Genomic DNA, 13,318 nt, shown 5'->3' with positions numbered 1-13,318 from the left:
CTGGCCAATGTCTACGATGACCCCAAGAGAGCCGCTGGAAGCAACAGCGCATCAGGGACTGAAACCCAATGGGAGAAATCAATGACGATGTCCAAGGACAATGGCGAGGGCGTTCCTGATTTTGTGACGGCGATGGCCGAGAGCGCCAAGGCTGGGGCGGTCGACCGTCGCGAGTTCCTTGCGATTGCAAGCACCTTCGGCGCCACGACCGTCGCCGCCTACGCAATGCTTGGCCTCGCCGCGCCGACGGTTGCGCGGGCCGACGAGCCGAAAAAAGGCGGTGTGTTGAAGGTCGCCACCAGCGTCAAGGAGCAGAAGGATCCAAGGACCTACGACTGGTCGGAGATGGCCAACGTGACCCGGCAGACGCTGGAGCCGCTGGTCAAATACACCAACGACTTCACCTTCAAGCCGATCCTGCTCGAGAGTTGGGAGATCAACGACGACGCCACCGAATGCACGCTGAAGGTTCGCCAGGGCGTCAAATGGAACAATGGCGACGACTTCAACGCCGATGACGTGGTCTTCAACCTGACGCGCTGGTGCGACAAGGCTGCCGAGGGCAATTCCATGGCGGCGCGGATGGGCGCGCTCATCGATGCCAAAACCGGCAAGCCGCGCGACGGCGCCATCACCAAGGTCGACGCCTATACCATCAAGCTGAAGATGCCGGAGTCCGACATTTCGATCATCGCCGGCTTCTCGGACTATCCGGCGCTGATCGTGCATCGCGATTACGAAAAGATGGGCAGCAATTTCATCGCTCATCCGATCGGCACCGGGCCTTTCGAACTGGTGTCCTACGATGTCGGCTCCAAAGTCGTGCTGAAGCGGCGGGTGAACGGCAAATGGTGGGGCGGCGAAGCCCATCTCGACGGCATCGAATTCATCGACTACGGCACGGATTCGAACGCCATGATCAGCGCTTTCGAATCCGGCGAGGTCAACACCAACTACGAAACCACCGCGGATTATGTCGACATTCTCGACAAGATGGGGTTGGTCAAGCACGAGGTGGTCACGGCCAACACCATCGTGGCGCGCACCAATGTCGGCCACAAGCCTTATGACGACCAGCGGGTGCGCCAGGCGATCCAGATGGCCGTCGACAATGCCGTGGTGCTCAAGCTCGGCTATGGCGACGCCGGCATCCTTGGCGAGAACCACCATGTCTGCAAGATCCATCCCGAATATGCCGAACTGCCGAAGGTCAACCGCGACACAGTCAAGGCAAAGGCACTGATGACCGACGCGGGGCAGATGGAATTCGAGCATGAACTGATCGGTCTTGACCAGGACTGGCACAAGAACACCGCCGATTCCATCGCCGCGCAGCTTCGCGAGGCCGGCTTCAAGGTCAAGCGCACGGTGCTGCCCGGTTCGACATTCTGGAACGATTGGACGAAGTATCCTTTCTCGATGACCAACTGGAACATGCGGCCACTGGGCGTGCAGGTCATTGCGCTGGCCTATCGCACCGGCGAATCGTGGAACGAGTCCGCCTATGCCAACAAGGAACTCGACGAGAAGATCGGCAAGGCGCTGACCGTTGCCGATGTCGGCAAGCGGCGCGAACTCATGGTCGACACCGAGAAGATCCTGCAGGGCTCGGGTGTCATCATCCAGCCCTACTGGCGCAAGATCTTCAACCACTCGACCAAGTCGGTGAAGAACTACGGCATTCATCCGACCTTCGAGCAGAATTTCGAGGACGTCTGGCTGGACGACGCCTGATTGCCAAGCAGTCGCGAGGCGGCTCCGGGGCCGGCAGCACTCGGTCCGCTCGTGGTCAAGGAAGAACAATAGCGGACCTTCAACCTCCGAGGTCCGATGTCGCGAGGCGATCAGCCGAGCGACAGCCCCTTCGTCTGGTGTCTCAAAACGAGACCGACCGCGCCCAGCAAGGCGTCGTTCTCGGTGTGCTTGCCAATGATTATCCGCGTGCGCAGGGCCGGAGCGATATCGCGGGATTTGATGAGCGTGTGGCGTTCATAGGACGCGATCAGCGGCGTCAACAGAATGTCGCCCGCCAAAGCCATCTGGCCGCCGATGATGATCAGCGGCGGATTGAGCACCGAGCCGATCAGGCCGAGGCCCCGGCCGGCGATCTCGGCGGTATCCTCGATCATCCGCAACGCCCTGACGTCGCCCTGCTCGGCCATCACGATGACATCGTCCATGGTCACCTGCCGCCCCACGACACGCGAAATCTGTTCCAGCGGCCGGGCAAAGCTCGCATAGAGCTCCAGGCATCCGCGATTCCCGCACCGACAAAGATCGCCGCCGGGATCGATGCTGATATGCCCGAATTCGCCGGCGCCGCCAGCGATGCCAGTCACCAGCCGGCCATGCTGGACAATGGCCCCACCGACACCCAGATCGATCTTGAACAGCACGAAATCGTCATGGCCGACGGCCGCACCCCACATCAGCTCCGCAATGGCCGAGCAGTTGCTCTCGTTGTCGGCGAAGATCGGCTGTTCCAGGACGGGTCCGAACACATCGCGTATGTTGACGCCGGCCCATGTTGGAACCATGCTCGCGCGCAGCACCACTCCATCGCGGCTGACAGGGCCGGAGACGGAAACCCCAACACCCAGGAGCCCCGCCACCGGCAAACCGTTTTCCGCGTAAGATTGGGCAATTGCCGATTTGACCATCTGGGCCGCCTGTTGCGGCTGGTAGTCCAGAGGCATTGATATAGTTTGTTCGGCAATGACGGAATGCGAGACATCGGCGACGATGAGCCGTATCTGCTGAAGAGCCAGGTGAATTCCGACGCAGGTGCCTGCTGTCGGATTGAGCGTAACGGCCGCGGCTGGCCTGCCAATACCTCTGATGCCATCGCTGCTGCTCGGGGCTTCGATCACCATCCCCGACTTTCTCAAGCCATTGAGCGCGGTTGAGACCGTCGAGCGTGCCAGACCGGTGACGCGTGCGATCTGCGATGCCGAGAGTACGCCGCGCTCGCTCAGGCAGCGCACGATCATGCTCTCCGGCGACGCGGACGGTCGGTCGATCAGCCAGGTTCTAAGCGAAGGTTTTGTCATGGATCAACATAAACATCGTTGACTGATAGCTCCAATATGTCATCTTGGAAAGAACTCGAGATTAACGCATCTCGCCGGCAGCGGCTTCAAACCGCGGCCATAAGCGGTCGATACGAACCGTGCAACTGCATATGGGAGTGAAACAATGAAGTCCGTTATGACCGCGCTTGCGGCCGCTGCTGCGTGCACCCTTGTCGCCGGGGCTGCCTTTGCCGAACCCAAGACGAACCTTTTGCACCAATGGGCGACCGGATCGGACGCGCAGGCGATCGCAAAGCTCGGCGAGATGTTCACCGCCAAGGGCGGCAAATGGGAACAAACCTCGATCGCCGGTCACACGGCCAATACTCTGGCCAAGCTGCGTGCCGACGTGATAGCCGGCAATGCCCCGCCTGCCGTGCAGCTCAAAGGCCCGGAAATCGCCGAGTGGAACGAGACCGGCATGACCGCCGATCTCGACGAGCTGGCAGCCTCGGAAGGATGGGAGAAAGTAGTCGCGCCGGAATTGCTTCCGGTGATGAAGCCGACCGGCAAATGGGTCGCCGCGCCCATGAACATCCACCGTATCAACTGGCTCTGGGCCTCGCCGAAGGTCATGCAGGCCGCCGGCGTGGCGGAAATGCCCAAGACCTGGGCCGAGTTCAATGCGGCCTGCGACAAGATCGTTGCCTCAGGCAAGATCTGCATCTCGCATTCGACCGCCGACTGGACGGATTCGACGGTGTTCGAGGTCGTGCTCTACGGCCAGGACATCGATCTCTATCGCAAGGCCTTCGTCGAAGGCGATGTCGAATCCATGCGCAGCCCGGGGATGGTCAAGGCCTTCGAGCAGATGCGGCTGATGACGAGCAAGTACATGGATCCGGGCATGGTCGGCCGCGACTGGGATTCGATGTCGGCGCTCGTCGGCAAGGGCGACGCGGCGTTCCACATCATGGGCGACTGGACGATCGGCCTTTTGACCGCCGCCGGCTTCAAGGAAGGCACCGACTATGTCTGCGCCCAGGCGCCGACCGATTGGGGCAAACCCGGCTTCATCCTCAACTCGGACTCGGTGGTGTTCTTCAAGCAGAAGGACCAGGATTACATCGACGGCCAGAAGCTGCTTGCCAGCCTGATCCTGTCGCCCGACTTCCAGACGGTCTTCAACCAGGCCAAGGGCTCGATCCCGGCACGCCTGGATATCGATCTGTCGAAGGGCTTCAATCCGTGCCAGCAACTCTCGCAGAAGGATTTGCAGGCTTCGATCAAGGACGGCACGCTGGTGCGCTCGATGGCGCACAATATGACCATCCCGCAGAAGATGCGCGGCGCGATCATGGACTCCATCACCGAGTTCGTGGCCACGCCGGACATGTCGGCCGAGGACGGCGCCAATGCGATGGCCGACGCGGCCGAAGCACAGAAGTAGACGGGAAACGGCCGGGCGCAATGTCTCCGCACCCGGCCTTCCTCCATTCCAGTTCCGCGCCCTGAATGTCAAATCACGACCTGATCCTGTCGGTCCCGGCCCCCGCCAGCCCCTGGCGGGAGCGGCTGGGCTCCGCAATGCCCTTGCTGGTGCTCGGCCCTTCCCTGGTGGCGAGCTTCGTCTACGTCTTCGTCTTCACCGGCTGGACGCTCTACATCTCGCTCTCGAACTCCTCGCTGCTGCCGACCTACGGCTTCGTCGGCCTGGACAACTACGCGTCGCTGTGGGCGAACCGACGCTGGAACATCGCCTACAACAACTTGTTCTTGTTCAGCGGTTTCTACATTGTCGGCTCGATGGCCGTGGGATTGCTGCTGGCGATCCTGATCGACCAGCGCGTGCGCGGCGAAGCGGCCTGGCGCACGATCTTCCTCTATCCGCTGGCCGTCTCCTTCATCGTCACCGGCACGGTCTGGAGCTGGCTCTACAACCCGGTCGACGGCATCCAGGCGCTGGTGCGTGGTTTCGGCTGGACGAGCTTCAGTTTCGCACTCGCCAGCGACCGGCACTATGCGATCTACGCGGTGATCATCACCGGCGTCTGGCAGGCCTCGGGCTTTGCCATGGCGCTCTTCCTGGCTGGTCTGCGCTCAGTGGACCAGGATCTCGTCAAGGCGGCGCAGATCGACGGTGCATCGACGTTCCGCATCTATCGCAAAGTGCTTCTGCCAACGATTGCGCCGATCTTCCTGGCGGTCGCCGTCATCCAGATCCAGTTCGCCATCAAGACCTTCGACCTCGTGGCGGCCCTCACCAAAGGCGGTCCGGGGATATCAACCACCTTCCCCGCCATCTACGTCTATGACCTGATGTTCCAGCGCGGCCAGATCGGCGAAGGTGCAGCTGCCGCCATCATGATGCTTGCCGCTCTTGCCGTGGTGCTGGTGCCCTATTCGTTCTGGGTGGTCTGGCGGCGGCGAAAGGAAGCCGGGCATGGCTGACGCAGCGCTGGACCAGTCGCTCGATCATCGCGCTGCCACGGTTGCGGCGCGCAGGCATTTCCTCACCCGTTTCGTCATCTATGGGCTGCTAGTCATCTTCGCGGCGATCTACCTGATCCCGCTGCTGGTCGTGGTGCTGAATTCATTCCGCGATCAGCAGGAGATCGCGCGCAACGGGCTGATCTCGCTGCCGCGCAGCTTCCGCCTCGACGCCTGGGGCCAGGCCTGGAGCACCTATTGCATCGGCGGCACCTGCGAGGGCATGCAGCGCAACTTCTACAACTCTCTGAAAATGACCATCCCGGCAACATTCATCTCGACGTTGGTCGGCGCGATGAACGGTTACATCCTGTCGAAATGGCGCTTCAGGGGTTCGGAAGCGCTGTTCACCTGCATGCTGCTCGGCGTCTTCATTCCGGGCCAGATTTCGTTGATGCCGTGGGCGTTCATCCTCGGCAATCTAGGCCTCAGCAATTCGGTCTACGGGCTCGTCCTCATCCACGTCATCCAGGGCATTTCGTTCACCACTTTGTTCTGCCGCAACTACTATGTCAGCATCCCCGATGACCTGATCAAGGCGGCGCGCATCGACGGCGCAGGCTTCTGGCGCATCTTCCGCAAGATCATTCTCCCGCTCTCCTCACCGATCCTGATCGTCACGGTGATCTGGCAGTTCACCGGCATCTGGAACGAATACCTGTTCGGTGTCGTCTTCACCTCCGGGCAGCAACAGCCGATCACGGCCGCACTCGTCGCGCTGACGGCAAGCGGCACGAATGTCCGCGCCTACGATGTCATGAGCGCCGCCGTGCTGATCGGCGCGCTGCCGCCGCTGCTGATCTATCTCTTCGGCGGCAAGTATTTCGTCCGCGGCCTGACCCAGGGTGCGATCAAGTGAGCGGAGCCTGTCCGCTATCGCCGATCGTCCCGTCCGCCAAGAAGGGCATTGCATGTCGACATTGACCATCCGATCGCTGCGCAAGAACTTCGGTGCGGTCGAGGTGCTGAAGGGCATCGATCTCGAGGCGCAGAACGGCGAGTTCATCGCGCTGGTCGGGCCGTCCGGCTGCGGCAAATCCACCCTGCTGGCGATGATTGCCGGGCTGGAATCTGTTACCTCCGGCGAGATCTGCATCGACGGCCGGCTGGTCAATTCGGTTGCGCCGAAGGACCGCGACATCGCCATGGTGTTCCAATCCTACGCGCTTTACCCGACGATGACGGTGCGCGAGAACATCACCTTCGGCATGGAAAGCCGCCGCGTACCGAAGCCGCAGCAGGACGAGGCGGTCAAGCGGGTTGCCGCTTTCCTGCAGATCGAACCGCTGCTTGGGCGCAAGCCCGGACAGCTCTCGGGCGGCCAGCGCCAGCGCGTCGCGATGGGCCGGGCGCTGGTGCGCGATCCGAAACTGTTCCTGTTCGACGAGCCGCTCTCCAATCTCGACGCCAAATTGCGCGTCGACATGCGTACCGAAATCAAGAAGCTGCATCACCGCGTCGGCAAGACGACGGTCTACGTCACCCACGATCAGGTCGAGGCGATGACGCTGGCCTCGCGCATCGCCGTGATGCATCAGGGCGAGGTCCAGCAATTCGATGAGCCGGCCACGATCTACAACCGTCCGGCCAACATGTTCGTCGCGGGCTTCATGGGCTCGCCGGCCATGAACTTCCTGCCGGCCGAACTGAGCGAAGAAGGCGGTCGCCCCGCCGTCGCCTTGCAGGCCGCTGACGGCAAGACGGCCAGCCTGCCGATCGTACAGACGCTTGCCTCCGATACGCCGCGGAAGCTCGTGCTCGGCATCCGGCCGGAGCACATCTACCGCTTCGATCCCGATCTTGCGCGCCGCAAGCCAGGCATCGCGCAAATCGATGCCATGGTCGAACTGGTCGAGCCGACAGGTGCTGAGACCATGGCCGTTCTGCGCCTAGGCGGCAAGGAGATCACCGGTCGTTTCGATCCCGACGGCACGCCACTGATGGGGGAGACGGTGACGCTCGGCATCGACATGGCGCGTGCCTGCCTGTTCGACCCGACGACCCAACGCCTGATCTGAAAGAGTTTCGCCTTGTCCTTTGCCACCTATCCGAGCCTGGCCGAGCGTGTCGTGCTGATCACCGGCGGCGCGTCGGGCATCGGCGCCGACACGGTCCGCGCCTTCGCCGCCAATGGCGCGCGCGTCGCGTTTCTCGATCTGCAGCAGGAGGCTGGCGAGGCGCTGGCACGCGAACTCGCCTCTGCGGCATCGCACGCGCCGCTTTTCATGCGCTGCGACGTGACCGACATCCCTGCCCTCCAGGCCGCGATCGGCACGGTGCGCGACCGCCTCGGACCTGTCGCGGTGCTGGTCAACAACGCCGCCGACGACAATCGCCACCCGGTCGCCGAGGTGACGCAGGAATACTGGGACCACGCCCAGGACGTGAACCTGCGGCACCACTTCTTTGCCTCCCAGGCCGTGCATCCGCACATGAAGGAATTGGGCTTTGGTTCGATCGTCAATTTTTCCTCGATCGCCTGGCGTTTCGGCGCGGCGGACATGGCGGCCTATGCGACGGCCAAGGCTGGCGTGATCGGGCTGACATTCGCGCTGGCGCGGGCGTTCGGGCCCGACAACATCCGCGTCAACGCCATCGAACCAGGCGCCGTCATCACCGACCGGCAACGGCAGCTTTGGTACAAGACGCAGTCGTCGGTCGACCAGGTCGTGCAGCGCCAGCTGATCCGCCGGGTTCTGCTGGGCGAGGAGATCGCGCGTACGGTGCTGTTCCTCGCCGCCGACGACAGCCGCATGATCACCAAGCAGTCGATCACCGTGGATGCCGGCCTGCGATGACCGAACCGAAGGATCGCTTCATGCTCGAGGTTGGCCTGAACCCCTACGGCCTGACCTATCATCTCGGCCTCCAGGGCCGCGGCACGCCACGCGCCAATCCCAAGCCGGCGGGGCTCGAAGGTTTCATCGCGCTCGCGACCGAACTTGGCGCGCGTGTGCTGGAGATCTGGGTGCCATGGCTGAACGAGCTTTCCGACGACGCGGTGATCGCGCTGCGCAAAAGGCTCGCCGGCCTTGGGATCACGCCGATCGTCAGCGGCGGCCTCCTGGTCGGCGAACCGCTCGACGACGCATTTCGGGCTGCACGCCTGCTGAAGGCCAACATCATCCGCACGGCGCTGACGCCGGTTCTGTGTGGCGACCGCAACGCTGCCGGCGAAAAATGGAGCGAGTACGCCGGCATCATTCGAGAGAGATTGCAGGAATGGGGTCCGCGAGCGAATGCCGAACGCTATGTCCTCGCGATCGAGAATCACCAGGATTTCACCAGCCAGGAACTCGTCGATTTCTGCGCGCTCGGCGGCGAAAGTGTCGGCGTCACCTTCGACACCGGCAACACATTCCCGGTCGGCGAAGCGCCACTCGATTTTACACGGCGGATCGCACCTTATGTCCGCCATGTCCACCTCAAGGATTACCGCGTGCAGTTCACGAGCGAAGGCTACCGGCTGATCCGTTGTGCCATCGGCGATGGCGCGGTGCCGTTTGCCGAGCTGATTGCAATTCTCGGCCAATACCATGACCGCATGACCGCCGTTCTCGAGCCGGGCGCATTGGAGGCGCGGCATGTCCGCTTTCTCAACGGCGACTGGTGGCACGGCTATCCGCCGAAGACGGCGCGCGAATTTGCGGCCTGCCTGCGGGCCGCGCAGCGCAATCGGCTACCCGACGATGCCGACTACCGCACCCCTTGGGAGCGCGAAGACGACGCTTCCCTGGTTTCCTATGAGCTCGACATGATCCGCCGCAGCGCCGCCAACATGCGCAACCTTGGTTTGATGGAGAATATCTGATGACGACACGTGAACTCGACGGTTTGACCGCCTTCGTAACCGGCTCCGGCCGTGGCCTCGGTCGCGTGATGGCCGAGCGCCTGGCCGAACTCGGCGCCAATGTCGCGATCCATGACATGGACGAAACAGCGCCGGCCAAATACGGCGAGTTCGCCAATCTCGCAGAGGTGGCCGAGCGCCTGAAGCGTCATGGCACGAAGGTCACGTCGGTGACCGGCAACATTGGCGACCAGAAAGCGGTGGCCGAGATGAAGCGTAAGATCGAGGCCGATCTCGGCGACGTGCATGTGCTGGTCAATTGTGCCGGCGGCGACATCGGCGCCAAGGGCGGCAAGCCGAACCCGAACAACGCGCTGGACATCGAACTGGACGACATCCGCGTGCTCACCGAGAACAATCTGATCGGCACGATGCTGGTCTGCCAGGCCTTCGTGCCGCCCATGAAGCAGCGCGGCGGCGGCTCCGTCATCAACATCGCGTCGGCGGCAGCACACCTCGGCTGCTCGCCCGAGGTCGTCTACTCGACGTTGAAGGCCGCGGTCGTGCATTACACGCGCTGCCTCGCCAAGGAGCTGATCGACGACGGCGTGCGAATCAATGCGGTCAGCCCCGGCGCCACCAAGACGGCTCGGTTCCAGGCAACTCGAGTGGTCGATCCCAACCGCATGGATTCAGCTAAGAAATCGCTGAACCGCTATGCGGAACCGGAAGAGATTGCCGAGGCGGTGGCCTTTCTCGCCGGTCCGCGCGCGCGCTTCATCAATGGGCAGGTCATCCGCGTCGACGGCGGTTTTACGATCTTTCCGGGGTGAATGCCCGCCATTTGGCGATGTCCGCTTTTGGTGAATGTACGCGACCGGATAACAACGGGATGAAGTAGGGATAGCGCCTACAGGTTTAAAGATATTTCGCGAGGAAATCGTAAAAGTATTTCCAACGTTTTCGCTATTTCGAAAACACTGGCTCTAGAATTGGCAAGAGCGCGAAATCGCGCTCTTGACGGGTCAGAACCGTCAGCTCCCGAGCCGACCCAATGCCGCATCTGGAAACCAACAACATAATTTTCGACCTCTTGAGGCTCGACCGCGATTGCTATCATGCTGCATGCCGGCGATAGCAAAAGAACGCCCCCTCGATAGTGGGTCTTGCTATGTAGCGCTCTCCCGCTACCATCTCCCAAAATTTTTGGCTTTCGCGCACGCGGTCAGCCCTTGCGTTCCTGCAGGATGTTGCCGCCGTCCACGACGAGAACGGCGCCGTTGACGTAGCTGGCTGCGTCGGATGCCAGGAACAGCACGGCGGCTGCTACTTCCGCGGGGCTGCCGGCGCGGCCTGGCGGCGTGTTCCGCGCGGCGACCAGTTCCTCCGGCGTCGAGGCGCCCGTCGCGATCCACCCCGGCGCCACGGCATTGACGGTGACGCCGCTGCGGCCGACCTCCAGGGCAAGCGCATGCGTCAGGCCGACCATGCCGGCCTTGGCAGCGGAATAGGCGGCCTCGCCTTCATTGGATACGTAAGGCCCCGTCACCGAGGCCATGTTGACGACGCGCCCATGGCCGCGCTGCACCATGCCGGCCAAAAATCCGCGCGTGCTCAAAAAGGCGGTTTTCAGGCTGACATCGATGCCACGGTCCCATTCGCTTTCGCTGAGATCGAGAAACCGCCGCTGCAACGCCGGCTGGGCGACGGTGCCCATCCCGGCATTGTTGACGAGGATGTCGATTTCGCCGGTTTCGGCACGTAACCGCTCGACATCGCCGGAGAGAGTCAGGTCGGCCATGAAAGCGCTTATATCGAGCCCATCCGCCCGCAGTTCCGCCGCCCGTTGCTCGACGCGTGCGGACGAAGCGGTGATGGTGACCGAAAGGCCGGCCGCGCCCAGCGCCCGCGCGATCGCCATGCCGATGCCGTCGGCGGCGCCCGCTCCGGTCACCAGCGCCTTGCGGGATTTGCGAAACACGATCATTTGCTCTCCAGAGTGCGGATGCCGGCATGCCGGCACGGGCAATCGTAGCCGCGATGAACCGTACCGGTTCAATAACCGGCGCTGACGCCGAAATCGATCGAAAGCGCGGCCCCGGTGATCGGCGCCGCGCCCGGCTGGCAAAGATAGTGGATGAAGGAAGCAATCTCCTCCACCTGGATGAACCTTGCTCTGTCCCCTTGCGGATAGTGCCCCAGCAGCCGGCGCTTGTAGCCGTCGGGGTCGTCTGCACCATAGGTTTTGGCCTGATATTCGATCATCGGCGTTGCCGTGTCGCCGGGACAGACGGCATTGACCCTGATGCCGTGCGGGGCGAGCTCCAGCGCGAGAGCCTTGGTCAAAAGCACCAGCCCGCCCTTCGAGGCGCAATAGACGGCCGCCCCATTGTTGCCGACGATGCCGGCGTCGGAGGCAATGTTGACGATCACGCCTTGCGCGGCCGACAGATGCGGAATGGCGGCCGAGATCAGGAAGAACGCGCCCTTGAGATTGACGTCCAGCACCAGGTCCCACTGCTCCTCCTCGACCTCGCTTGCCGGCCCCTCGAGCCAGACTCCTGCGGCGTTGACGAGAATATCGATCGCACCGCCCCATTCCCTGGCCTTGCCCACCACGTCGCGGCACGCGGCGACGGAGCGGATGTCGAGCGGCAAGCCGATCGCGTCCGCCCCGGTCGCGGCAATCTTTGCCACGGCGGCGTCGAGCTTGGGGCCGGCAAGATCGGCGAGCGCGATCCGCTCGCCGTCAGCGGCGAAGCGCAGTCCGGTCGCCAGACCCATTCCCCCAGCGCCGCCGGCGATCAGGACCGTCCTTCCAGCCATTCGATAACCTCCGCGAAACGCAAGCCCGGCAAAGGCAACTACGTCATCGGGCCATGGCGCATGGACCAGCCAGACAAAACAATGATCTCAGTGCGCCGTGCCGCCCGCCATCATCCCAGCTCGAGCGTCGTGACGCCGAAAACCGTCGAGGGGGCGTTGCCGGGCTTGCCGCCCTTGTACATGCGTGTCGTTGTAAAGCCGGCAACCATGCCGGCGGCTTGAAGCATGGCGGTGAATTGAACCTGGCCGGCCGGCACGTCGATATGCAATTCCTCGCCGGCAGTTGCGTCCGAGAGGTCCGCCACCATTGCCAAGGCCACGTCCGTCGCGTCGGCGAACAGCGGCCCGACCTTGAAACCCTCCCGGCACCGGCGCGCCACGCCGTAGCCGGCAATGCCGCTCGATCCGGCTGAGAGCAGCGCAATCCGCGGCTGCCGCAGCCACTCGCCAAGGAAGGCCTCGCGCGGCGCCGGGAAGCACTGTCGATCGTAGACGTGTATCTCAGCCATGTCGCCGGCCGTCACGGGCCTTGTCTTGCCGCCCTCGGGCAAACCGGCGGGGCGGCCGCTGTAGCGGACGGTCTCATAGGCTGGCACGAAGCCCATGCGCTGGTAGTTGGCCCGCTGCTCGGCCACCCCGTCGAGACCGATGATGCGGCTGCCAAGGCGCGCCATGCCCGCGTCCCAGACCGCCTTGCCGTGACCTTCGCCACGCCGGTCGGGCCGGCAGATATAGAGGCCGATGAAGCCGAAGCCCGAGCCATACGCGACAGCCGAAATGCCGGCCACCATCTCGCCCCCGACGAAGGCGCCGATGAAACCATCCCGATCGGCCGCCCGAAACGCCGTGGCATCGTCTACGCCTGGATTCCAGCCCTCCCTCGCCGCCCAGTCGACAAGCGTTTCCACTTCGCTGGCGGTCAGGGTCCGGATCGTTCTCGGCATCGTTTCACTTTGTGGCATGGGCTGCGCCATGGTCGGCCATCAACCGTCACGATAGGCCGCCAGCCGCGGGCTGCAAAGGCCGCGCGGAACCCTTGTAGCCGGTACATTATCGACCGGCGCCGGCCCGCTCGACCAGTTCCTGCGCCTTCGCAGGCGTGAAGCCGACAAGCGCAGTCGATGCCAGCATCAGCGCCGTCAGCGGCAGGCCTGTGCGATTGCGGGATCGCGAAGAGCGGAGCCGGATGTCCACCCTCGCC

At 63.2% G+C, this 13,318-nt stretch carries 13 protein-coding genes; 8 read left to right on the top strand and 5 right to left on the bottom strand.

Going from position 1 to position 13,318, the window contains the following annotated elements:
- Positions 1-81: 81 nt before the first annotated feature.
- A complete protein-coding gene (locus FJ956_RS03820; RefSeq protein WP_140677902.1) occupies positions 82-1,734 on the top strand; it encodes an ABC transporter substrate-binding protein in 1,653 nt (550 codons plus the stop codon).
- Positions 1,735-1,844: 110 nt separating this feature from the next.
- Here FJ956_RS03820 and FJ956_RS03815 read toward each other — a convergent pair whose 3' ends face one another.
- Positions 1,845-2,990 carry an ROK family transcriptional regulator gene (locus tag FJ956_RS03815; protein WP_181170214.1) on the bottom strand — a complete coding sequence of 382 codons (1,146 nt, stop codon included), beginning with the start codon at positions 2,988-2,990 and terminating at the stop codon, positions 1,845-1,847.
- 205 nt (positions 2,991-3,195) lie between these two features.
- On the opposite strand from FJ956_RS03815, the gene FJ956_RS03810 reads away from it, so the two are divergent.
- The 7 genes from FJ956_RS03810 to FJ956_RS03780 all read left to right on the top strand — a co-directional run bounded on the left by FJ956_RS03810 (position 3,196) and on the right by FJ956_RS03780 (position 10,124).
- A complete protein-coding gene (locus FJ956_RS03810) occupies positions 3,196-4,461 on the top strand; it encodes an ABC transporter substrate-binding protein (RefSeq protein ID WP_140677909.1) in 1,266 nt (421 codons plus the stop codon).
- A gap of 65 nt (positions 4,462-4,526) precedes the next feature.
- Complete coding sequence (locus FJ956_RS03805; protein ID WP_140677911.1) at positions 4,527-5,462, top strand: sugar ABC transporter permease; 936 nt, start codon at positions 4,527-4,529, stop codon at positions 5,460-5,462.
- Positions 5,455-6,360, top strand: coding sequence for a carbohydrate ABC transporter permease (locus FJ956_RS03800; protein WP_140677913.1), 906 nt, complete (start codon positions 5,455-5,457; stop codon positions 6,358-6,360). The genes FJ956_RS03805 and FJ956_RS03800 overlap by 8 nt, the downstream gene beginning before the upstream one ends.
- 52 nt (positions 6,361-6,412) lie before the next feature.
- Positions 6,413-7,519 (top strand): sn-glycerol-3-phosphate ABC transporter ATP-binding protein UgpC, encoded by a 1,107-nt coding sequence (ugpC, locus tag FJ956_RS03795; protein WP_140677915.1) that lies wholly within the window; start codon positions 6,413-6,415, stop codon positions 7,517-7,519.
- Positions 7,520-7,531: 12 nt separating this feature from the next.
- Positions 7,532-8,299, top strand: a complete 768-nt coding sequence (locus tag FJ956_RS03790) for an SDR family oxidoreductase (protein WP_140677917.1) — start codon at positions 7,532-7,534, stop codon at positions 8,297-8,299.
- Positions 8,296-9,312, top strand: coding sequence for a sugar phosphate isomerase/epimerase (locus FJ956_RS03785; protein ID WP_246672075.1), 1,017 nt, complete (start codon positions 8,296-8,298; stop codon positions 9,310-9,312). Before FJ956_RS03790 ends, FJ956_RS03785 begins: the two co-directional genes overlap by 4 nt.
- Positions 9,312-10,124 carry an SDR family oxidoreductase gene (locus tag FJ956_RS03780; RefSeq protein ID WP_140677920.1) on the top strand — a complete coding sequence of 271 codons (813 nt, stop codon included), beginning with the start codon at positions 9,312-9,314 and terminating at the stop codon, positions 10,122-10,124. Before FJ956_RS03785 ends, FJ956_RS03780 begins: the two co-directional genes overlap by 1 nt.
- Before the next feature lie 392 nt (positions 10,125-10,516).
- On the opposite strand, the gene FJ956_RS03775 is transcribed toward FJ956_RS03780, so the two are convergent.
- The 4 genes from FJ956_RS03775 to FJ956_RS30420 all read right to left on the bottom strand — a co-directional run bounded on the left by FJ956_RS03775 (position 10,517) and on the right by FJ956_RS30420 (position 13,311).
- The gene (locus FJ956_RS03775; RefSeq protein ID WP_140677927.1) at positions 10,517-11,278 is read right to left on the bottom strand and encodes an SDR family NAD(P)-dependent oxidoreductase; all 762 of its coding nucleotides are present in this window, start codon (positions 11,276-11,278) and stop codon (positions 10,517-10,519) included.
- A gap of 68 nt (positions 11,279-11,346) precedes the next feature.
- Positions 11,347-12,117 carry an SDR family NAD(P)-dependent oxidoreductase gene (locus FJ956_RS03770; RefSeq protein ID WP_140677929.1) on the bottom strand — a complete coding sequence of 257 codons (771 nt, stop codon included), beginning with the start codon at positions 12,115-12,117 and terminating at the stop codon, positions 11,347-11,349.
- Between the two features lie 110 nt (positions 12,118-12,227).
- Entirely contained in the window at positions 12,228-13,061 is an 834-nt protein-coding gene (locus FJ956_RS03765) for a GNAT family N-acetyltransferase (protein WP_140677931.1), read from the bottom strand.
- Positions 13,062-13,167: 106 nt separating this feature from the next.
- The gene (locus tag FJ956_RS30420) at positions 13,168-13,311 is read right to left on the bottom strand and encodes a hypothetical protein (protein ID WP_181170215.1); all 144 of its coding nucleotides are present in this window, start codon (positions 13,309-13,311) and stop codon (positions 13,168-13,170) included.
- Positions 13,312-13,318 lie beyond the last annotated feature (7 nt).

Source organism: Mesorhizobium sp. B2-4-3, from assembly GCF_006442815.1.
In the GTDB taxonomy this organism is placed as follows: Bacteria; Pseudomonadota; Alphaproteobacteria; order Rhizobiales; family Rhizobiaceae; genus Mesorhizobium.
This window is presented reverse-complemented; position numbering and strand designations above follow the sequence as displayed.